The sequence below is a fragment of the Aeromonas sp. FDAARGOS 1403 genome, assembly GCF_019047325.1.
In the GTDB taxonomy this organism is placed as follows: domain Bacteria; phylum Pseudomonadota; class Gammaproteobacteria; order Enterobacterales; family Aeromonadaceae; genus Aeromonas; species Aeromonas dhakensis.
Genome location: NZ_CP077249.1, coordinates 920,001 through 939,565 on the forward strand (window position 1 = coordinate 920,001; position 19,565 = coordinate 939,565).

The following is a 19,565-nucleotide window of genomic DNA, read 5'->3' on the forward strand; positions in this document are numbered from 1 at the left end:
ACACGTGACATCCTGTCTGAATATGGGGGGACCATCCTCCAAGGCTAAATACTCCTGACTGACCGATAGTGAACCAGTACCGTGAGGGAAAGGCGAAAAGAACCCCTGTGAGGGGAGTGAAATAGAACCTGAAACCGTGTACGTACAAGCAGTGGGAGCCCTTCGGGGTGACTGCGTACCTTTTGTATAATGGGTCAGCGACTTACATTTTGTAGCGAGGTTAACCGTATAGGGGAGCCGTAGGGAAACCGAGTCTTAACTGGGCGTCTAGTTGCAAGGTGTAGACCCGAAACCGGGTGATCTAGCCATGGGCAGGTTGAAGGTTGAGTAACATCAACTGGAGGACCGAACCCACTAACGTTGCAAAGTTAGGGGATGACCTGTGGCTGGGGGTGAAAGGCCAATCAAACTCGGAGATAGCTGGTTCTCCCCGAAAGCTATTTAGGTAGCGCCTCGGACGAATACTACTGGGGGTAGAGCACTGTTTGGGCTAGGGGGTCATCCCGACTTACCAACCCCATGCAAACTCCGAATACCAGTAAGTAATATCCGGGAGACACACGGCGGGTGCTAACGTCCGTCGTGAAGAGGGAAACAACCCAGACCGCCGGCTAAGGTCCCAAAGTTCTGGTTAAGTGGGAAACGATGTGGGAAGGCTCAGACAGCTAGGATGTTGGCTTAGAAGCAGCCATCATTTAAAGAAAGCGTAATAGCTCACTAGTCGAGTCGGCCTGCGCGGAAGATGTAACGGGGCTCAAACCAGGCACCGAAGCCGCGGATTCACGCTAAGCGTGAGTGGTAGGGGAGCGTTCTGTAAGTCTGCGAAGGTGTGTCGAGAGGCATGCTGGAGATATCAGAAGTGCGAATGCTGACGTAAGTAACGATAAAGGGGGTGAAAAGCCTCCTCGCCGGAAGACCAAGGGTTCCTGTCCAACGTTAATCGGGGCAGGGTGAGTCGACCCCTAAGGTGAGGCCGAAAGGCGTAATCGATGGGAAGCAGGTTAATATTCCTGCACGACTTGTAATTGCGATGGGGGGACGGAGAAGGCTAGGTGGGCCAGGCGACGGTTGTCCTGGTGAAAGTGCGTGGGTGGTGTTTCTAGGCAAATCCGGAGACACAACACTGAGACACGAGACGAACGCACTACGGTGCGGAAGCCATTGATGCCCTGCTTCCAGGAAAAGCCTCTAAGCTTCAGATTACAAGTCATCGTACCCCAAACCGACACAGGTGGTCGGGTAGAGAATACCAAGGCGCTTGAGAGAACTCGGGTGAAGGAACTAGGCAAAATAGTACCGTAACTTCGGGAGAAGGTACGCTCTTGTTGGTGAAGTCCCTTGCGGATGGAGCTGACGGGAGTCGCAGTGACCAGATGGCTGGGACTGTTTATCAAAAACACAGCACTCTGCAAACACGAAAGTGGACGTATAGGGTGTGACACCTGCCCGGTGCCGGAAGGTTAATTGATGGGGTTAGCGCAAGCGAAGCTCTTGATCGAAGCCCCGGTAAACGGCGGCCGTAACTATAACGGTCCTAAGGTAGCGAAATTCCTTGTCGGGTAAGTTCCGACCTGCACGAATGGTGTAACCATGGCCATGCTGTCTCCACCCGAGACTCAGTGAAATCGAATTCGCCGTGAAGATGCGGTGTACCCGCGGCTAGACGGAAAGACCCCGTGAACCTTTACTACAGCTTGGCACTGAACATTGAACCTACATGTGTAGGATAGGTGGGAGGCTTTGAAGGCGTGACGCCAGTTGCGCTGGAGCCGTCCTTGAAATACCACCCTTGTATGTTTGATGTTCTAACGCAGGGCCCTGAATCGGGCTCGCGGACAGTGCCTGGTGGGTAGTTTGACTGGGGCGGTCTCCTCCCAAAGAGTAACGGAGGAGCACGAAGGTTGGCTAATCCTGGTCGGACATCAGGAGGTTAGTGCAATGGCATAAGCCAGCTTAACTGCGAGACGGACAGGTCGAGCAGGTACGAAAGTAGGTCATAGTGATCCGGTGGTTCTGAATGGAAGGGCCATCGCTCAACGGATAAAAGGTACTCCGGGGATAACAGGCTGATACCGCCCAAGAGTTCATATCGACGGCGGTGTTTGGCACCTCGATGTCGGCTCATCACATCCTGGGGCTGAAGTCGGTCCCAAGGGTATGGCTGTTCGCCATTTAAAGTGGTACGCGAGCTGGGTTCAGAACGTCGTGAGACAGTTCGGTCCCTATCTGCCGTGGGCGTTGGATGATTGAAGGGAGTTGCTCCTAGTACGAGAGGACCGGAGTGAACGAACCTCTGGTGTTCGGGTTGTCACGCCAGTGGCACTGCCCGGTAGCTAAGTTCGGAATCGATAACCGCTGAAAGCATCTAAGCGGGAAGCGAGCCCTGAGATGAGTCATCCCTGACCCCTTGAGGGTCCTAAAGGGCCGTTGGAGACCACAACGTTGATAGGTGGGGTGTGTAAGCGCGGCGACGTGTTGAGCTAACCCATACTAATTACCCGTGAGGCTTAACCATACAACACCCAAGAAGTGTTCGAAGACTTGTAGCAGATACCGAGAACGAATAACTAAATCAGCTTTTTCAGATTGAAGAATTTGCCTGGCGGCAATAGCGCAGTGGAACCACCTGACCCCATGCCGAACTCAGAAGTGAAACGCTGTAGCGCCGATGGTAGTGTGGCATTCGCCATGCGAGAGTAGGACACTGCCAGGCACCCAATTTTAGATTACGCGGTGAGCGTGGTCTTTACCGGTTAGTGTGCTGATATGGCTCAGTCGGTAGAGCGCATCCTTGGTAAGGATGAGGTCCCCAGTTCGATTCTGGGTATCAGCACCATTAAATATTAAAGCCTCCCAATCGGGAGGCTTTTTTGTTTCTGCCTTTTTCAATTCATCGATATCTGCCTGGCATCGAGATAGAAACGGGGCTGCCCCGACGCTTCTATCTGGATGGCAGCCACCAGTCGTTCATCGCGCTTGTATTCCCACTGCTTCTCTATCGAGGTCAACGGTGGCTTGCTGATGCCCAACGTCTGCAGATACTCGTGAAACAAGCCTGCGCTGCCGATCTCGGTCAATCCTGCTTTCATCCCAATCAACTCCCTTTTATTGTTGCTGTTTATCAATAGTAACAGTCTCATATGTATTCAATATGAACGCTTTTCTATCAAATTGATCCAAGCTAAGTTGTGGCTTGAAAAAGCAATTGGCGGCTGAAAAAAGGAAGAAAAACATGCTGATAAAGAACCTGCGCCTGGCCGGCAGGGAGGGGACCTGGCAGATCCTCTGCCAGGATGGCCTGATCCGTACCATCGAGCCCATGAGCACTCATCTGCTCTCCACTCATGAGCTGGATGGGGAGGAGGGGCTCGCCATTGCCCCCTTTATCGAACCGCACATCCATCTCGATACCACCCAGACGGCGGGCGAGCCGAGCTGGAACCTCTCCGGCACCCTGTTCGAGGGGATAGAACGCTGGGCCGAGCGCAAGGCAATGCTGACCCACGAGGATGTGAAACGGCGCGCCATCCAGACGCTGAAGTGGCAGATCGCCAACGGTATCCAGTTCGTCCGTACCCATGTCGATGTCTCCGATCCCAATCTGGTCGCTCTCAAGGCGATGCTGGAGGTGAGGGAAGAGATGCAGGAGTGGGTGGAGCTGCAGATCGTCGCCTTCCCGCAGGAGGGGATCCTCTCCTACCCGAACGGCAAGGCGTTGCTGGAAGAGGCCCTCAAGCTGGGTGCCGACGTGATCGGTGCCATCCCCCATTTCGAGTTTACCCGGGAATACGGGGTCGAAAGTCTGCACTATGTGTTCGATCTTGCCGAGAAGTATCAGGTTCTGGTGGATGTGCACTGTGACGAGATCGATGATGAGCAGTCCCGCTTCATCGAGACGCTGGCGACCCTGGCCTACGAGCGCGGCATGGGCCAGCGGGTGACCGCCAGCCACACCACCGCCATGCACTCCTACAACGGGGCTTATGCGTCGCGCCTGTTCCGGCTGTTGAAGCTGGCGGACCTCAACTTCGTCGCCAATCCGCTGGTGAATATCCACCTGCAGGGGCGGTTCGACAGCTATCCCAAGCGCCGCGGCATCACCCGGGTGAAGGAGATGCTGGCGGCGAACATCAACGTCTGCTTCGGTCACGACGACGTGTTCGACCCCTGGTATCCCATGGGGACGGCCAACATGCTGCAGGTGCTGCACATGGGGCTGCATGTCTGCCAGATCATGGGGTACGAAGAGATCAACGACAGCCTCAAGCTGATCGGCAGTCACAGCGCCCGCACCCTGAACGTGCAGGATCGTTATGGCATCGAGCTGGGCAAACCGGCCAATCTGCTGATCCTGCCTGCCGAAAACGGCTTCGATGCGGTGCGCCGCCAGGTGCCGGTGCGCTACTCCATTCGCCATGGCAAACTGATTGCCGACACCAGGCCGGCCCACACCACGCTGCACCTGGCACAGAGTGAACCGGTCGATTTTCGCCGTTGAGCCGAGGGCGTCGATTAATTGCCCTGCTGTCCCCCCGGGTCGACATTTTGCATAATGTCGACCTGATACTGTGGAGTCTGCTTCCATGCAAACCTGGTTATTTGTTGCCGCCGGTGGGGCCATCGGTGCCTGCCTGCGTTTTGGCATCGCCGAGCTGATGGCGCTGCTGCTGGGGCGCCACTTCCCCTACGGCACCCTGATGGTCAATCTGATCGGCTCCTTCATCATGGGGGTAGCCTACGCCCTCATCCTGCACGGCCACATAGCCGAACACCCGATGAAGCCGCTGTTGATGGTGGGGATCCTCGGTGCCCTCACCACCTTCTCCTCTTTTGCGCTGGACACGGTAGCGCTGGCCCAGCACGGCGCTTATCTCAAGGCGCTGCTCAACATCGGCCTCAACCTGTTTCTCTGTCTGGCCATGGTGGTGCTGGGGATGCAGTTGGTCGCCAGCCGGGTTTAAGGTGTCCGCACGCCATTGGCTCTGGTAAACTGGCGGCCATTCTTTGCTCTATGGGTGTTTAAGGGATGTCAGAACAGACTACGACAACGCATTTTGGCTTTAAAACCGTGGCCGCGACCGAGAAGGAAACCCTGGTCGCCGGCGTCTTCCATTCGGTGGCAGCCAAGTATGATCTGATGAACGATCTGATGTCGTTCGGCATCCACCGCCTGTGGAAGCGCTTCACCATCGACTGCTCCGGTGTGCGCAAGGGCCAGAAGGTGCTGGATCTGGCCGGTGGTACCGGCGATCTGACCGCCAAGTTCTCCCGCATCGTCGGTGAAACCGGTCAGGTGGTACTGGCCGACATCAACGACTCCATGCTCAAGGTGGGTCGCGACAAGCTGCGCAACCTGGGGGTGGCCAACAACGTCTCCTACGTTCAGGCCAACGCCGAGGCGCTCCCCTTCCCGGACAACCATTTCGACGTCATCACCATTGGCTTCGGCCTGCGCAACGTTACCGACAAGGACAAGGCGCTCGCCTCCATGTTCCGGGTACTGAAGCCGGGCGGCCGTCTGCTGGTGCTGGAGTTCTCCAAGCCGGTGAGCGAAGTGATCGCCAAGCTCTATGACCTCTACTCCTTCAAATTGCTGCCGAAAATGGGCGAAATCGTCGCGAACGACAGCGAAAGCTACAAATACCTGGCGGAATCCATCCGCATGCACCCGGATCAGCAGACCCTGGCCGGCATGATGGAAAATGTCGGTTTCGAACAGGTGGAGTTCTACAACCTGACCCAGGGCGTGGTCGCCCTGCACCGTGGTTACAAGTTTTAAGGTCGCCTATGCCGATGGATGCCATGGTCACCGCGGTGATCGAAACCAGTCTCAACCGGCTGCTGGAACTGGACAAGCAGAGCCCCGAGCGGCTGCGCAAGCTGGCGGGCAAGGTACTCAAACTGGAGCTGCGCGAGCTCAAGCCGCTCTGGTTTGTCTTCTCCGGGCGCCGGCTGGATGTGCTGGCCAAGTTTGAAGGGGAGGCCGATGCGGTGCTGAGCCTCTCCCTGACCGCTCTCGGCCTGCTCAAGGATCCCTCCTCTCTGACGCGTTACATCCGCGAGGAGAAGCTGGATCTGAGCGGCGACCCCCAGCTGGTGCAGGCGTTCAGCGTGCTGCTGGGTGAGCTCGACATTGACTGGGAAGAGGAGCTGTCCCGCTACACCGGCGACGTGTTGGCCCACACCCTGCTGCGTGGTGCTCGTCAGGCGCGTCGCTTGCTGGGCCGTGAACTGTGCCGCAGCCAGCGTCAGCTGGCCGAGTATCTGACCGAAGAGATCCGGCTTGCGCCGGGTCCGCTGGAAGTGGCCAGCTTCAACGACGATGTCGAGTTGCTGGCGCAACAGATGAAAGCGGTCGAGCTGCGGCTGGCCCGCTTCGAACAGCGGGTAGCCTGATGACACCGAAGGAGTTCAAGCGCCTCTATCGCATCATCAGCATCCTGCTGGAGCAGGGCATCGACGAGCTGGTGCCCGCCCGTTATCAGCCCTGGCCCGGCCGGCTGGCCCGCCGCAGCCTGTTCTGGCTCAAGAACAAACACCAGGAGCTGAGCCGTGGTGCCCGTATCCGGCTCGCCTTCGAGGCGCTCGGCCCCATCTTCATCAAGTTCGGCCAGATGCTCTCGACCCGGCGCGATCTGCTGCCGCCGGATATCGCCGAAGAGCTGGCTTTGCTGCAGGACAGGGTGCCCCCCTTCTGCGGTCAGGCCGCCCGTCGCCAGATCGAGGCGAGCCTGGGCTGCACCATCGAGACCCTGTTCGACGACTTCGACGAGACGCCGCTGGCGTCCGCCTCCATCGCCCAGGTGCACACCGCTCGACTGAAGGAAAACGGCCGCGAGATCGTCATCAAGGTGATCCGCCCCGATATCGAACCGGTCATCGAGGCCGACCTGCGGCTGATGCAGGCGCTGGCCCGTCTGGTGGCCCGTTTCGTGCCCCAGAGCGGACGACTGCGCCCCATCGAGGTGGTGGAGGAGTATCGCAAGACCATCCTCGACGAGCTCAACCTGATGCGGGAGGCGGCCAACGCCATCCAGCTGCGCCGCAACTTCACCGGCTCAGAGGCGCTCTACGTGCCCGAGGTGTTCACCGAGCACTGCCGCGAGCAGGTGCTGGTGATGGAGCGGATCTACGGCATTCCGGTCTCCGACATCGCAGCGCTGGAGGCCAACGGCACCAACATGAAGCTGCTGGCCGAGCGCGGGGTGGAGGTGTTCTTCACCCAGGTGTTCCGCGACAGCTTCTTCCACGCCGACATGCACCCGGGCAACATCTTCGTCTCCTATGAGCACCCCGAGAATCCGCTCTGGATCGGCATCGACTGCGGCATCGTCGGCACCCTCAACCGGGAAGACAAGCGCTACCTGGCGGAGAACTTCCTCGCCTTCTTCAACCGCGACTACCGCCGGGTGGCCGAGCTGCACGTGGAGTCCGGCTGGGTGCCGCCCGATACCAAGGTGGACGAGTTCGAGTTCGCCATCCGCACCGTGCTCGAGCCCATCTTCGAGAAGCCGCTCTCCGAGATCTCGTTCGGCCACGTGCTGCTCAACCTGTTCAACACCGCCCGTCGCTTCAACATGCAGGTGCAGCCGCAGCTGGTGCTGCTGCAGAAAACCCTGCTCTATGTGGAAGGGCTGGGTCGTCAACTCTATCCCCAGCTGGATCTGTGGCAGACCGCCAAACCCTATCTGGAAAACTGGATGTACCAGCAGGTGGGGCCCAAGGCGGTGTGGACTGCCATCAAGGAGAAGGCGCCATTCTGGGCGGAGAAGCTGCCGGAACTGCCGGAGCTGGTCTACGAGACCCTGCGCCAGACCCGCCATCAACAGCACCATTTCGACCAGATGTTCGCCGAGTTCCGCCGTCACAGTCGTCGGCAGGGACAGGCTCGCTACCTCTTAGGGGTTGGAGCCAGCCTGCTATTGGCCGGTGTATTCTTGCTGACCCAAAAACAACACATTGAGTGGGGACAAATCAGCCTCGCCGGCGCCGGGTTATGCTGGCTGCTGGGTTGGTTGCGGACCCGTTCTCATTAAATAAACCGCGCCAGCGGGCGCCTGTCCTGGAGATAAAAATCATGGGTGGTATCAGTATTTGGCAATTGTTGATCATCGCAGTCATCGTCGTGCTGCTGTTTGGTACCAAGAAGCTGCGTGGCATCGGTGGTGATCTGGGCGCCGCGGTCAAGGGTTTCAAGAAGGCACTCTCCGACGAGCCGAGCGATGCCAAGTCCGAGCAGAAGGATGCCGAGTTTCCGCCGAAGCAGCTGAACGAAGCGGCCGGCCAGCCTAGCGATGCCGCCAAGCAGAAAGATAAAGATCAGGCCTAAGCCATGTTCGATATCGGTTTCTGGGAGCTGGTTGTCATTGGTGTCGTCGCCCTGGTGGTGCTCGGTCCCGAGCGGCTGCCCGTGGCGATCCGTACCGCCAGCCACTGGATCAGACTGATCCGCAGCACCGCCAACTCGGTCAAGGCCGAGCTGGAGCAGGAGCTCAAGTTGCAGGATCTGCACAACGACCTGAAGAAGGCCGAACAGCTGCAGATGAACAACCTGAGCCCCGAGCTGCAGGAGTCTATCGAGCAGCTGAAAGCGGCCGCACAATCGGTGACCCGTCCATACGAACAGCAAAACACCATCCATCCTGCACCGGCATCGGCCGAGGTGAAGGAGGAATCTGTGCCGCCAGCCGCCGCGGCGGCCGTGCCGGAACAGACTGCGATCGTGGATGAGCGCTCCGGTGCCCAGCCACATACCGAACAAGGGGAGGTGAAGCAGCCATGAGTCAGGCCGAACAACCCCTGATCAGCCACCTGGTGGAGCTGAGAACGCGCCTGCTGCGTTCCATCACCGCCATCCTGCTGGTGTTCATCGCGCTGATCTACTTCTCCAACAACATCTACGACTTCGTGGCCCAGCCGCTGCTCAGCCAGCTGCCGGAAGGGACCAGCATGATAGCGACGGACGTGGCGACGCCCTTCCTGACGCCGATCAAGCTGACCCTGGTGGTCTCCTTCTTCGTGGCGATCCCCTATCTGCTCTACCAGGCCTGGGCCTTCATCGCCCCCGGTCTGTACCAGCATGAACGGCGTCTCATCATGCCGCTGGTCGCCTCCAGTGCCGTGTTGTTCTACGCCGGCATGGCGTTCGCCTACTACGTGGTGTTCCCGCTGGTGTTCGGTTTCTTCACCAGCACCGCGCCCGCCGGGGTAACGGTGGCGACCGACATCGCCAGCTATCTGGACTTCGTGCTGACCCTGTTCTTCGCGTTCGGGGTGGCGTTCGAAATTCCGGTAGCCACCATACTGCTGTGCTGGACCGGGGTGACCACCCCCAAGAGCCTGAAGGAGAAACGTCCCTACGTCATCGTCGGGGTGTTCGTGGTCGGCATGCTGTTGACGCCGCCCGATGTCTTTTCCCAGACCTTGCTCGCGATCCCCATGTGGGCTTTGTGGGAGATAGGTCTGTTCTTCGCCCGCTTCTACGTGAAGAAAGAAGACGAAGAGCAACAGGAATCAACGGAAGAGGGGAGCTGAGGCTCCCTTCCTCTTTTCATGCTCCCGTTCGAGGCGTATGGTAAGGCCCCATCGAGTAGATGGTTTTCAAATACCTGATATGTCTTCCTTTTGTTCGGACCCGCTGACCCCATGATCGACATAGGTGTAAACCTGACCAGCAGCCAGTTCGCCGATGAACAGGCCGATCTGGTGGCCCGCGCCCGCGCCGCCGGGGTGGAGGCGCTGATCCTGACCGGCACTGATCTGGTCGGCAGCCGCGAGAGCGCCACCCTGGCCGCCCGCTGGCCTGGCTACTGTTTCTCCACCGCCGGGGTCCATCCCCACGACGCCAAAAGCGTCGATGAGGCGACCCTGCCCGCCCTGCGCGAGCTGGCGGCGCTGCCGCAGGTGGTGGCCATCGGCGAGTGCGGTCTCGACTACAATCGCGACTTCTCGCCCCGTCCGGTGCAGGACGCGGTGTTCGACGCCCAGCTGGCGCTGGCCGTCGAGCTCGGGATGCCGGTGTTTCTCCATTGCCGCGATGCCCACGCCCGTTTCATCGAGATCCTGCGCCCCTGGCTGCCCAAACTGCCGGGTGCCGTGCTGCACTGCTTCACCGGCTCCGATGAGGAGCTGGACCAGTGTCTGGCGCTGGGGCTGCATATCGGGGTGACCGGCTGGCTCTGCGACGAGCGCCGCGGTCAGCAGCTGCGTGAACAGGTGGCCCGCATTCCGGCCGGCCGGCTGATGATAGAGACGGACGCCCCCTACCTGGTGCCGCGGGATCTGAAACCCAGACCCAAACGCAACGAACCCGCTTTTTTGCCGCACATCGCCCAGGTGGTGGCGGCCTGCCGTGGTGAAGCGCCCGAGGCCTTGCTGGCCCATACCCGGGCCACCTCCGCCGCGTTTTTCCAACTTCCTCTTTTGGAGTGACTCATGGCTACAACTCTTCCAGGCGCCTTTCCGGGCCGCCGCCTGCGCCGGGTGCGCAAACATGATTTCAGCCGTCGTCTGGTACGCGAGAACGTACTGACCGCCAATGATCTCATCTACCCCGTGTTCGTGCTGGAGGGGGAAAACCGCCGTGAAGCCGTCCCCTCCATGCCTGGGGTGGAGCGTCTCTCCATCGATCTGTTGCTGGAGGAGGCCGCCGAACTGGTGGCACTTGGCGTGCCGGCCATCGCCCTGTTCCCGGTCACTCCACTCGAGCAGAAGAGCCTGCTGGCGGAAGAGGCCTACAACCCGGACGGGCTGGCCCAGCGCACCGTGCGTGCCTTGAAGGCCCGCTTCCCGGAGCTGGGGGTCATCACCGACGTGGCGCTCGACCCGTTTACCACCCACGGTCAGGACGGCATCATCGATGATGAAGGCTATGTGCTGAACGACATCACCACCGAAATCCTGGTGAAACAGGCGCTCTCCCACGCCGCCGCCGGGGTCGATATCGTGGCGCCGTCAGACATGATGGATGGCCGTATCGGGGCCATTCGCGCGGCGCTGGAAGAGAACGGCTTCATCAACACCCAGATCATGGCCTACTCAGCCAAGTACGCTTCCTGCTACTACGGCCCGTTCCGCGACGCGGTCGGCTCGGCCGGCAACCTCGGCAAGAGCAACAAGGCCACCTATCAGATGGATCCGGCCAACAGCAACGAAGCCCTGCACGAGGTGGCGCTGGATATCCAGGAAGGGGCCGACAGCGTGATGGTCAAGCCGGGCATGCCCTATCTGGACGTGATCCGCCAGGTGAAGGATCAGTTCGGCGTGCCGACCTTTGCCTACCAGGTGAGCGGCGAGTACGCCATGCACATGGCGGCGATCCAGAACGGCTGGTTGAAGGAGAAGGAGAGCATCATGGAGTCCCTGCTCTGCTTCAAGCGAGCCGGGGCCGACGGCATCCTCACCTACTTCGCCAAGCGCGTGGCGCAGTGGCTGAAGGAAGATGCCCGGACCTGATGGCAGGACGCCTTCTATGTAATGCAGACAATGCCGGCCCCGGGGCCGGCATTGTCGTCTCTGGGGGGGTATCTGGTCGTTTTGTGCACACCTTTTGACCAAATGTGGGCCGCGGCCCTCGCTCTCGATGGCAAAGGCTTGATTAATGGGGTTTCTGCCTACATCTTAGGTAGTCCAAGCAAGCTTCTGGACGGCAGGGGCTGTAGAGAATTTAGAGGTATTGCCGGATGACTAACCCTTTGCTGACAATGGACTCGCTGCCCCCGTTCAGCCAGATCCAGCCCGACCAGGTACAGCCTGCCGTGACGCAGGCCATTGCCGATTGCAAACAGAAGATCAGCGATGTGCTGGCCCAGCGCGAGCCCCATACCTGGGACAGCCTGATCGCCCCGCTGGAAGAGGTAAATGACCGTCTGTCCCGGATCTGGTCGCCGGTCAGCCACCTCAACTCCGTGCTCAACAGCGAGGCGCTGCGCGAGGCCCACGACGCCTGCCTGCCGCTGCTGTCCGAATTCCAGACCTATGTCGGCCAGCACGAAGGGCTCTATCAAGCCTACCTGGCTCTCTCCGAGAGCGACGATTTCCCCCTGCTGAGTGCCGCCCAGCGCAAGGAGATCCAGAATACCCTGCGCGATTTTCGCCTGTCCGGCATCGGCCTGCCCGCCGAGGCACAGCAGCGCTACGGCGAGATCCAGGCCCGCCTCTCCGAGCTGGCCTCCCGTTTCAGCAACAACGTGCTGGACGCGACCCAGGGTTGGAGCAAGCTGGTGACCGACGAGGCCGAGCTGGCCGGGCTGCCTGCGAGTGCACAGGCCGCCGCTCGCCAGCTGGCCGAGCTGAAGGGCAAGGAAGGCTGGCTGTTCACTCTGGACATCCCCTCCTACCTGCCGGTGATGATGTATGCCGACAACCGCGCCCTGCGCGCCGAGCTGTACGAGGCCTTCACCACCCGCGCCTCCGACCAGGGCCCCAATGCCGGCAAGTGGGACAACTCCGCCATCATGACCGAGCTGCTCACCCTGCGCCGCGAGCTGGCCCAGCTGCTCGGCTTTGCCAACTACGCCGAGCTCTCCCTTGCCACCAAGATGGCGGACAAGCCGGAGCAGGTGGTGAACTTCCTCACCGATCTGGCGCGCCGCTCCCTGTCGCAGGGCAAGGCCGAGCTCGAAGAGATCCGCGCCTTCGCCAGCGAACAGCACGGCCAGAGCGAGCTGGCGGCCTGGGATATCCCCTATTACGCCGAGAAGCTCAAGCAGCACAAGTTCTCCATCTCCGACGAGCAGCTGCGCCCCTACTTCCCCGCCGGCAAGGTGGTGAAAGGGCTGTTCGAGGTGGTCAAGCGGGTGTTCGGCATGAAGGTGCGCGAGCGCCTCGGCATCGACACCTGGCACCCGGACGTGCGCTTCTACGACATCTTCGACGCCGAGGACGAGCTGCGCGGCAGCTTCTACCTCGACCTCTATGCCCGTGAGCACAAGCAGGGCGGCGCCTGGATGGATGTCTGCCTGGGTCGTCGCTACCGTCAGGACGGCTCGCTGCAAAAGCCGGTGGCCTACCTGACCTGCAACTTCAACGGCCCGGTGGATGGCAAACCGGCCCTGTTCACCCACAACGAAGTGGTCACCCTGTTCCACGAGTTCGGTCACGGCATTCACCACATGCTGACCCGGATCGACGTGGCCGGCGTGGCCGGCATCAACGGCGTGGCCTGGGACGCGGTAGAGCTGCCGAGTCAGTTCCTCGAGAACTGGTGCTGGGAGTCCGAGGCACTGGCCTTCATCTCCGGCCATCACGAGACCGGCGAGCCGCTGCCAGCCGATCTGCTGGAGAAGATGCTGACCGCCCGCAACTTCCAGGCGGCCATGCAGATGCTGCGCCAGCTGGAGTTCGCCCTGTTCGACTTCCGTCTGCACCAGGAGTTTGACCCGACCAATGCGGATCAGATCCCGGCGCTGCTGGACGAGGTGCGTCGCGAGGTGGCGGTGATGACGCCACCGGCGTTCAACCGCTTCCAGCACAGCTTCTCCCACATCTTCGCCGGCGGTTATGCGGCGGGCTACTACAGCTACAAGTGGGCGGAAGTGCTCTCCGCCGACGCCTTCTCCCGCTTCGAGGAGGAGGGGATCTTCAACCCGGTGACCGGCCACTCCTTCCTGAAGAACATCCTGGAGAAGGGCGGTTCCAAGGAGCCGATGGAGCTGTTCCGCGCCTTCCGTGGTCGTGAGCCTCAGGTGGATGCCTTGCTGCGCCACAGCGGGATTGCCGCATGAGGCTGCAGGCCCCGCCAGGCGTGAGCTTCAAGCAGGTACACCTCTGCCACAGAGTGCGATCACCGCGTGATTTTTGAGATAAAAAGGGACCTTTTGGTCCCTTTTCTCAAGGCATTTTAATATCTTGCGGATAGCATGTTTGCACTGTTCCCGCCTCTTCAGTAGAGTCGGGGTCTACCTTCCAAGGAGAGAAAGAACCTTGCCATGAGGCGAGCACTCGAGTCTGTCTATCAAATCATCTCAAGTCTGTCTCATTCGAGTGGTCAGGGATATTTCGATACCTTTGTGAGTGAAATCGCAGCAGCGGTCGGGGCCGACTTCGTCCTGATTTCGGGTAGGGATCAAGCGGGGCTCTCCTGCAAGGTGCATGCAACCTATCCTGCCTCTCTCGATACGACCCGCTTCAGTTTTCCGGTCAGCGCCACCCTGGGGGAGATCACCCTGCAGGAGGGCGAGGCCTGGTTCAGCGATCGGGTACAGCAGCTGTTCCCCCACGCCGCCGTGTTGCAGGCCTGGCAGATCCAGGCCTATGCCGGCATCGCCCTCAAGAGTGCGCAGGGGGAGACAGTGGGCATCTGCAGCCTGCTGTTCAAGCGGCCGCTCACCAACATGGACAAGGTGATGGGCCTGCTGCGCCTGCTGGCTCCGCTGGCCGGACGCGAACTGGCGCTGATGCTGCAGCAGCCGGCGCCGCCCCAGCCTGAGTACCACGATTTTCTGCACACCATGATGTCCCACGCCCCGGTGGGGATCGGCAAGCTCGATCTGGACGGCAAGATCCTCTGGACCAATCCGGCCATCGAAAAGATGCTGGGCTACAGCCAGGAGGAGCTGGTTCATCGCAACGCCGCCGAACTCAATCATCCGGAAGACTGGCTGCGCAGCGTCGCCTGCTATGAAGAGCTCAGGCGTGGCGAGCGTACCGCCTTCACCCAGGAGAAGCGTTATCTGCACCGTGACGGCCAGCTGCTGTGGGGGCGGGTTACCGTGACCCTGGTGCGGGACGACCAATTGCAGCCCGACTACCTGATGGTGGTGCTGGAGAACATAGACCCCCTCAAACGTCACGCCGAGCAGCTCAAGCTCTCCCACCGGGTCTATGACAACTTGTCAGAGGCGATCCTGGTGTGCGACGCCGACAGTCGCATCATCTCGGTCAACCCGGCGTTCGAACAGATCACCGGCTACAGCGAGGAGGAGGTGTGCGGCCAGCGCCCCAGCCTGCTCAAGTCCGGCTTGCACGATCAGGCCTTCTACGCCGACATGTACCACGCGCTGGAGCGGGTGGGGGTGTGGCGCGGCGAGGTGTGGAACAAGCGCAAGAACGGCAAGCTCTACCCCCAGCAGCTGATGATCAGCACCCTGCGGGAAGGGGGGCGGATCAGCCAGTACATCGCCATCTTCAGCGATCTCTCCCAGACCAAGCTGGCGGAGCAGAAGATCGCCGCCCAGGCCAACTACGACAATCTCACCGGGCTGCCCAACCGCTGGCTGTTCGGCCGCTGCCTCAGCCGCTTCTGCGAGCGGGGCGAGCGCTTCGCGCTGATGGTGCTCGACCTCAACAACTTCAAGGCGGTCAACAACAGCATGGATCACCATGCCGGTGACGCCCTGCTGCGGGAGGTGTCGGATCGGCTGGTGAGCCGAGTGCGCACCGAAGATCTGGTGGCCCGCATCGGCGGCGACGAGTTCGCCTTCCTGGTGCCCGGCATCGTCAACCGCCGCCAGGCCGAGGTGTTTGCCAAGCAGGTGGTCGGCGGCTTCGCCCGCCCCTTCATGCTGGCCAACCAGCACCTCTACGTGACGGCTACCATCGGCATCACCCTCTGCCCGGGCGATGGGCTGGAGAGCGACGAGCTGCTGCGCAACGCCGAGCAGGCGCTGTTTGCCGCCAAGCGGCAGGGACGGCTGCTCGGCAGCTACTGCGCCTCCATGCGCGAAGAGGTGCGCCAGCGTCACCAGATGCAGCAGGATCTGGCGGAGGCGATCAAGCTCGAGCAGCTGACCATGGCCTACCAGCCGATCTGGGACAACCGCAGCGGCCGGGTCGCCAAGCTGGAGGCGCTGGTACGCTGGTATCACCCGCACTGGGGTCAGGTGTCGCCGGCGGACTTCATCCCGCTGGCGGAGGAGGCCGGGCTCATCCAGGGGCTGGGGGCGCTGGTGCTGTGGCAGTCGTGCCGGGATCTGGCGCGGCTGCAGCAATCCGGCTTCCCGGATCTGCAGATGTCCATCAACCGCTCCACCCTGGAGTTCCAGACCATAGATCCGGAGGCGAGCGAGTGGCTCAAGGTGATCCACCACTTCGGACTGGACCCGGCGGACATCGTCATCGAGATCACCGAATCCCTGCTGATGGAGACCAGCGATCAGCACAGGGTGCGGATCGATGCCCTGCGCGAGGCGGGCTGCAAGCTGGCCATCGACGACTTTGGCACCGGCTACTCGGCGCTCAACTATCTGCGCAACTTCCCGGTGGACCTGGTGAAGATCGACCGGGCCTTCGTGCGCCACATCCCGTTCAACGAGCAGGACCGGCTGCTGCTGGACGGCATCATCAACATAGTGCACAACCTCGGCATGCAGGTGGTGATCGAGGGGGTGGAGACCCGCGAGCAGCTCAACTTCCTCTGCCAGAAGGGGTGCGCCTTCACCCAGGGTTATCTGCTGAGCCGGCCGCTCGCCTACGACGACCTCACCGAGTATTTGCAGCTCAACGACAAGAGCATGTTCCTGCAGACCAGCTGACCCTTACTGCGCCGCTTTCATCCTCTCCTGTTTCTCCTTCAGTGTCCGGTAATCCTCCCCGAGGTAGCGCAGATAGATGCGATCCAGCACGCCTTCGTCCAGCATCTGTTGCAGTGCCTTGTTGTAGGCAGGCAGCAGCCCGGCTCTCTGCTTGCCAAAGCAGAGATAGAGCGGGGTCGAGTCGATGAAGGGGGTAAGGGCACGGATCTTGACGTCCTGCTCTCTGGAGAGAATGGGGGCCGAGAAGTAATCCAGCACTATCAGGTCGACCTGGCTCTTCTCCAGCATCAGCAGCAGCTGCTTGTCGGAGTGGGCCTTGATGGGCACCCAGCCGGTGAAGTGCTTGATCCTGTCGGTGTAGTCATAGCCCCTGACCATCCCCACTTTCAGCCCCTTGGCCATCTCCCACGAGAAGGTTTGCAGCGGACTGTCGCTGCGCACATAGGCGGCCAGCGGGTAGAAGGCGGTGGCAAGATCGGAGTGGTAGCAGCCGGGGAGGGGCGCGTTGTCGAGAATGCCGTCCGCCAGCTCGGTGTTGACGTACTGTTCACAGCGTCCCCACGGCAGTTCGAGCAGGGTGAGCTGCATGCCGAGGCGGTGTGCCACCTCCTGATGGATCTCGACCGATATGCCCTCCATCAGCTTGCCCTGTTCGGCGTAGGAGAAGGGGGGCCAGTCAACGCCACAGACCTTGAGCTGGCCGCCGCTCTGGGCGGCAAGCAGCAGGGTGATAAGCAGGTGCATGGGGTTTCCTCCCTACAGCGACGCAAAGGGGCTGTGATACACTCGGTTCACTGAACTTAGAATGCATCCAGAGCCCATGCAAATCCTCCTCGAAGACCCCGCCAAGGCGGCCCAGGCAGAAGCCCTGAGCAGCCAGCTTGACCAGATCGACCTGCCCCAGTTTGCCCTGGTGTTCACCCCGGAGCGGCTGGAGCTGCGCAAGCTGGACGAACCCAAGCTGGGCGCCGTCTACGTGGATTTCGTCGAAGGGGCGGTGGCTCATCGCCGCAAGTTCGGCGGTGGCCGTGGCCAGTCCATCGCCAAGGCGGTGGGGCTCAAGGCGGGCGCCATGCCGACCGTGGTGGATGCCACCGCCGGGCTGGGACGCGATGCCTTCGTGCTCGCCTCCCTCGGCTGCAAGGTGACCATGATTGAGCGCAGCCCCGTGGTGGCCGCTCTGTTGCAGGACGGGCTGGCGCGCGCCGCGCAGGATCCCGAGATCGGCCCCTGGGTGCGCGAGCGGATGCAACTGCTGCACGGCCCTGCGGTGGAGACCCTGCTGGGATTGGCCGAGCGGCCCGACGTCATCTACCTCGACCCCATGTTCCCCCACAAGCAGAAGTCGGCGCTGGTGAAAAAAGAGATGCGGGTGTTCCAGTCGCTGGTGGGGGCGGACCTCGACGCCGATGCCCTGCTGCCGGCTGCGCTCACCATGGCGGACCGGCGGGTGGTGGTGAAGCGGCCGGACTACGCTGGCTGGCTCAACGAGCAGAAGCCGAGCATGGCCATCGAGACCAAAAGCAACCGCTTCGATGTCTACGTGATGGCGGCGCTGGCGGGGTAACGGCCACGACGATGCCTGCCGAGCAATCAAAGAAGAGGGCCAACCTGATGGGGTTGGCCCTCTTGCCATCTACTGGCTGTCGGCTGGCGGGGCAAAGCGGACCAGCTTCTCCTCCCCCTGCCAGTTGAGCGCCATGGTCGCCAGCTCCGCCAGGCTGAGGCGTTCGCCACCGTGCAGCAGCAGGTACTCGACCCCTTCTCTGGCCTCTATGGTGCGGATCTTGTCCGCCCACTGGCGGCCATCCTTACAGGTGAGGGTGACCGGCAGCTGCCAGCTGGCGGCGATCTCCAGCCAGTCGTAGAGATCGCAACTGATGGGTTGGTATCTGCTCATGCGGTCGTCGTCCCCCTTGTCGCCCGTTACTGGAAGTTGATGCTGGTGGTGGGCGCCACCACCGTCTGGGCTTTCTGTATCTGCACCAGCTGTAGCGGATCGTCGGCCACTGCCGGATCATCCTCGTCGCCGTTGCAGACCAGCACCAGATCGTAGCTGCCGAGATTAACAAATCCCAGCTCGTAGCCAAAGCCGCCTCCGGTCTGCGGCAGCACGGGGGCGCTGGCGTAGAAGCCGTTGTCGCTGTCCGCCATGTCGGGGTAGTTGTCGTCGCTTCTGGGCTGGTAGAAGTAGACGAAGGCCTTGTCGGTCAGCTGGCCACCGCACAGCCCGGCTGCCACCGTACCCTTGACGGTGGCGACCTGAGTGTTGTTCACCAGCCGTACGCCTCTCGGCTTGAGCTTGTAGTACTGCTCGTGGCCTGGCAGCACCATGGACTGGCGCAGATCGAATTCGGTGGTGAAGGCACTGAGGCCGTTGGCGGCGATGGTGAAGGCGTCCAGCTTGAGCTCACTGCTGGGCACCTCGAGCGGCTTGATCACCCCATCATCCTGCTTGACGTAGGAGTAGGGGGTGCCGTCCAGAAACTGGTTGGCGACCTCCCGCCCGTCCAGCACCCGCAGCCGCATCTGGCTGTAGTTGCCGGGCACCACGCTCTGGCTGGCCAGCAGGGGGCGACTGGCGGAACCCTGATAACTCAGCAGATCGATGTAGGTAAACAGCGGCCTCCCTGCGCTGTCGAGCGGAATGGTCTCGCCGCTCGGGGTACAGCCATCGTCCTGGGTCGAGGTGAGGAAGCTGGCGGTGGTCCAGCTCTGCTCGGTGCCGGCGACGGGGTGGATGCTGATGTTGGAGACGGCGATGCAGACCTTGCTGACGGCATCTACCGGGGCGTCGGAGAAGGCCAGCGAGAGCTGGGCCTGTGGTGGCTGGCTGCTGTTGTCGCCGCCCCCGCCGCCGCAGGCGGTGAGCAGGGCGGTCAGTCCGATCAGGGTCAAAGGTTTCATGGCGTCCATTCCGGTTGGTTGTGAAGACAACCCTACTCTAGTCGAACGTAGGCCATGAGGGGGGAGGCAGAGCCCAGACGCAAGGGCGGGATCTGCCCGTCAGCCCAATAAAATCAAGGGGCAGGCCTGAGTGGCGCCAGTGCTGGCTGCGAAAGAGATTGTCGGAACCTTGGGGCACTGATTGGG

At 61.2% G+C, this 19,565-nt stretch carries 17 protein-coding genes, 1 tRNA gene and 2 rRNA genes (1 of these 20 only partly in view); 16 read left to right on the plus strand and 4 right to left on the minus strand.

All coding sequences use genetic code 11. The features are described from left to right. The 3 genes from I6L33_RS04440 to I6L33_RS04450 all read left to right on the plus strand — a co-directional run. Nucleotides 1-2,515, plus strand: a 23S ribosomal RNA gene (locus tag I6L33_RS04440); it begins 374 nt to the left of the window's first position. An 83-nt stretch (nt 2,516-2,598) separates the two neighbouring features. After that, nucleotides 2,599-2,713, plus strand: a 5S ribosomal RNA gene (gene rrf / locus I6L33_RS04445). A 47-nt stretch (nt 2,714-2,760) separates the two neighbouring features. Then, a tRNA-Thr gene (locus tag I6L33_RS04450) sits at nt 2,761-2,836 on the plus strand. Between the two features lie 49 nt (nt 2,837-2,885). Here I6L33_RS04450 and I6L33_RS04455 read toward each other — a convergent pair. Then, nucleotides 2,886-3,140, minus strand: a complete 255-nt coding sequence (locus I6L33_RS04455; protein ID WP_017784648.1) for a hypothetical protein — start codon at nt 3,138-3,140, stop codon at nt 2,886-2,888. Nucleotides 3,141-3,232: 92 nt separating this feature from the next. On the opposite strand from I6L33_RS04455, the gene I6L33_RS04460 reads away from it, so the two are divergent. From I6L33_RS04460 to I6L33_RS04515, 12 genes are all read left to right on the plus strand, one after another. Next, the gene (locus I6L33_RS04460) at nt 3,233-4,498 is read left to right on the plus strand and encodes a cytosine deaminase (protein WP_216973620.1); all 1,266 of its coding nucleotides are present in this window, start codon (nt 3,233-3,235) and stop codon (nt 4,496-4,498) included. A gap of 85 nt (nt 4,499-4,583) precedes the next feature. After that, nucleotides 4,584-4,961 (plus strand): fluoride efflux transporter CrcB, encoded by a 378-nt coding sequence (gene crcB / locus I6L33_RS04465; RefSeq protein ID WP_005307266.1) that lies wholly within the window; start codon nt 4,584-4,586, stop codon nt 4,959-4,961. A 65-nt stretch (nt 4,962-5,026) separates the two neighbouring features. Continuing rightward, nucleotides 5,027-5,779, plus strand: coding sequence for a bifunctional demethylmenaquinone methyltransferase/2-methoxy-6-polyprenyl-1,4-benzoquinol methylase UbiE (ubiE, locus tag I6L33_RS04470; protein ID WP_010635575.1), 753 nt, complete (start codon nt 5,027-5,029; stop codon nt 5,777-5,779). Nucleotides 5,780-5,787: 8 nt separating this feature from the next. Then, nucleotides 5,788-6,396, plus strand: a complete 609-nt coding sequence (locus tag I6L33_RS04475; protein ID WP_005307271.1) for an SCP2 domain-containing protein — start codon at nt 5,788-5,790, stop codon at nt 6,394-6,396. Beyond that, a complete protein-coding gene (gene ubiB / locus I6L33_RS04480; RefSeq protein WP_005307274.1) occupies nt 6,396-8,036 on the plus strand; it encodes a ubiquinone biosynthesis regulatory protein kinase UbiB in 1,641 nt (546 codons plus the stop codon). Before I6L33_RS04475 ends, ubiB begins: the two co-directional genes overlap by 1 nt. Nucleotides 8,037-8,077: 41 nt before the next feature. Continuing rightward, entirely contained in the window at nt 8,078-8,329 is a 252-nt protein-coding gene (tatA, locus tag I6L33_RS04485) for a Sec-independent protein translocase subunit TatA (protein WP_005307275.1), read from the plus strand. Between the two features lie 3 nt (nt 8,330-8,332). Further along, nucleotides 8,333-8,782 (plus strand): Sec-independent protein translocase protein TatB, encoded by a 450-nt coding sequence (gene tatB, locus I6L33_RS04490; protein ID WP_139432696.1) that lies wholly within the window; start codon nt 8,333-8,335, stop codon nt 8,780-8,782. Further along, nucleotides 8,779-9,534: a twin-arginine translocase subunit TatC gene (gene tatC / locus I6L33_RS04495; RefSeq protein WP_017788473.1), complete on the plus strand. Its 756-nt coding sequence runs from the start codon at nt 8,779-8,781 to the stop codon at nt 9,532-9,534. Before tatB ends, tatC begins: the two co-directional genes overlap by 4 nt. A 111-nt stretch (nt 9,535-9,645) precedes the next feature. After that, on the plus strand, nt 9,646-10,431 hold the full coding sequence (locus I6L33_RS04500; protein WP_065017810.1) for a TatD family hydrolase: 786 nt from the start codon (nt 9,646-9,648) through the stop codon (nt 10,429-10,431). Between the two features lie 3 nt (nt 10,432-10,434). Next, a complete protein-coding gene (gene hemB / locus I6L33_RS04505; RefSeq protein ID WP_042052090.1) occupies nt 10,435-11,454 on the plus strand; it encodes a porphobilinogen synthase in 1,020 nt (339 codons plus the stop codon). A gap of 227 nt (nt 11,455-11,681) precedes the next feature. Further along, on the plus strand, nt 11,682-13,724 hold the full coding sequence (prlC, locus tag I6L33_RS04510; RefSeq protein ID WP_042052092.1) for an oligopeptidase A: 2,043 nt from the start codon (nt 11,682-11,684) through the stop codon (nt 13,722-13,724). A gap of 204 nt (nt 13,725-13,928) precedes the next feature. Further along, nucleotides 13,929-16,472: a bifunctional diguanylate cyclase/phosphodiesterase gene (locus I6L33_RS04515; protein WP_017766324.1), complete on the plus strand. Its 2,544-nt coding sequence runs from the start codon at nt 13,929-13,931 to the stop codon at nt 16,470-16,472. 3 nt (nt 16,473-16,475) lie between these two features. On the opposite strand, the gene I6L33_RS04520 is transcribed toward I6L33_RS04515, so the two are convergent. After that, nucleotides 16,476-17,216, minus strand: coding sequence for an ABC transporter substrate-binding protein (locus I6L33_RS04520; RefSeq protein ID WP_216973621.1), 741 nt, complete (start codon nt 17,214-17,216; stop codon nt 16,476-16,478). A gap of 76 nt (nt 17,217-17,292) precedes the next feature. On the opposite strand from I6L33_RS04520, the gene I6L33_RS04525 reads away from it, so the two are divergent. Then, entirely contained in the window at nt 17,293-18,039 is a 747-nt protein-coding gene (locus I6L33_RS04525; RefSeq protein ID WP_017766326.1) for a class I SAM-dependent methyltransferase, read from the plus strand. Nucleotides 18,040-18,108: 69 nt separating this feature from the next. Here the strand turns inward: I6L33_RS04525 and I6L33_RS04530 are convergent, their stop codons facing one another. Then, nucleotides 18,109-18,372, minus strand: a complete 264-nt coding sequence (locus I6L33_RS04530) for a Rho-binding antiterminator (RefSeq protein WP_017766327.1) — start codon at nt 18,370-18,372, stop codon at nt 18,109-18,111. A 26-nt stretch (nt 18,373-18,398) separates the two neighbouring features. Continuing rightward, a complete protein-coding gene (locus I6L33_RS04535; protein WP_216973622.1) occupies nt 18,399-19,379 on the minus strand; it encodes a DUF4382 domain-containing protein in 981 nt (326 codons plus the stop codon). Nucleotides 19,380-19,565 lie beyond the last annotated feature (186 nt).

Bases quoted from the DNA above. Each gene is read 5' to 3' on its own strand.
- I6L33_RS04530 (WP_017766327.1), bottom strand. From the start codon at position 18,372: ATGAGCAGATACCAACCCATCAGTTGCGATCTCTACGACTGGCTGGAG.
- I6L33_RS04535 (WP_216973622.1), bottom strand. From the start codon at position 19,379: ATGAAACCTTTGACCCTGATCGGACTGACCGCCCTGCTCACCGCCTGC.
- tatB (WP_139432696.1), top strand. From the start codon at position 8,333: ATGTTCGATATCGGTTTCTGGGAGCTGGTTGTCATTGGTGTCGTCGCC.
- prlC (WP_042052092.1), top strand. From the start codon at position 11,682: ATGACTAACCCTTTGCTGACAATGGACTCGCTGCCCCCGTTCAGCCAG.
- I6L33_RS04515 (WP_017766324.1), top strand. From the start codon at position 13,929: ATGAGGCGAGCACTCGAGTCTGTCTATCAAATCATCTCAAGTCTGTCT.
- I6L33_RS04460 (WP_216973620.1), top strand. From the start codon at position 3,233: ATGCTGATAAAGAACCTGCGCCTGGCCGGCAGGGAGGGGACCTGGCAG.
- tatA (WP_005307275.1), top strand. From the start codon at position 8,078: ATGGGTGGTATCAGTATTTGGCAATTGTTGATCATCGCAGTCATCGTC.
- I6L33_RS04455 (WP_017784648.1), bottom strand. From the start codon at position 3,140: ATGAGACTGTTACTATTGATAAACAGCAACAATAAAAGGGAGTTGATT.
- I6L33_RS04475 (WP_005307271.1), top strand. From the start codon at position 5,788: ATGCCGATGGATGCCATGGTCACCGCGGTGATCGAAACCAGTCTCAAC.
- ubiB (WP_005307274.1), top strand. From the start codon at position 6,396: ATGACACCGAAGGAGTTCAAGCGCCTCTATCGCATCATCAGCATCCTG.
- hemB (WP_042052090.1), top strand. From the start codon at position 10,435: ATGGCTACAACTCTTCCAGGCGCCTTTCCGGGCCGCCGCCTGCGCCGG.
- crcB (WP_005307266.1), top strand. From the start codon at position 4,584: ATGCAAACCTGGTTATTTGTTGCCGCCGGTGGGGCCATCGGTGCCTGC.
- I6L33_RS04500 (WP_065017810.1), top strand. From the start codon at position 9,646: ATGATCGACATAGGTGTAAACCTGACCAGCAGCCAGTTCGCCGATGAA.
- I6L33_RS04520 (WP_216973621.1), bottom strand. From the start codon at position 17,216: ATGCACCTGCTTATCACCCTGCTGCTTGCCGCCCAGAGCGGCGGCCAG.
- ubiE (WP_010635575.1), top strand. From the start codon at position 5,027: ATGTCAGAACAGACTACGACAACGCATTTTGGCTTTAAAACCGTGGCC.
- tatC (WP_017788473.1), top strand. From the start codon at position 8,779: ATGAGTCAGGCCGAACAACCCCTGATCAGCCACCTGGTGGAGCTGAGA.
- I6L33_RS04525 (WP_017766326.1), top strand. From the start codon at position 17,293: ATGCAAATCCTCCTCGAAGACCCCGCCAAGGCGGCCCAGGCAGAAGCC.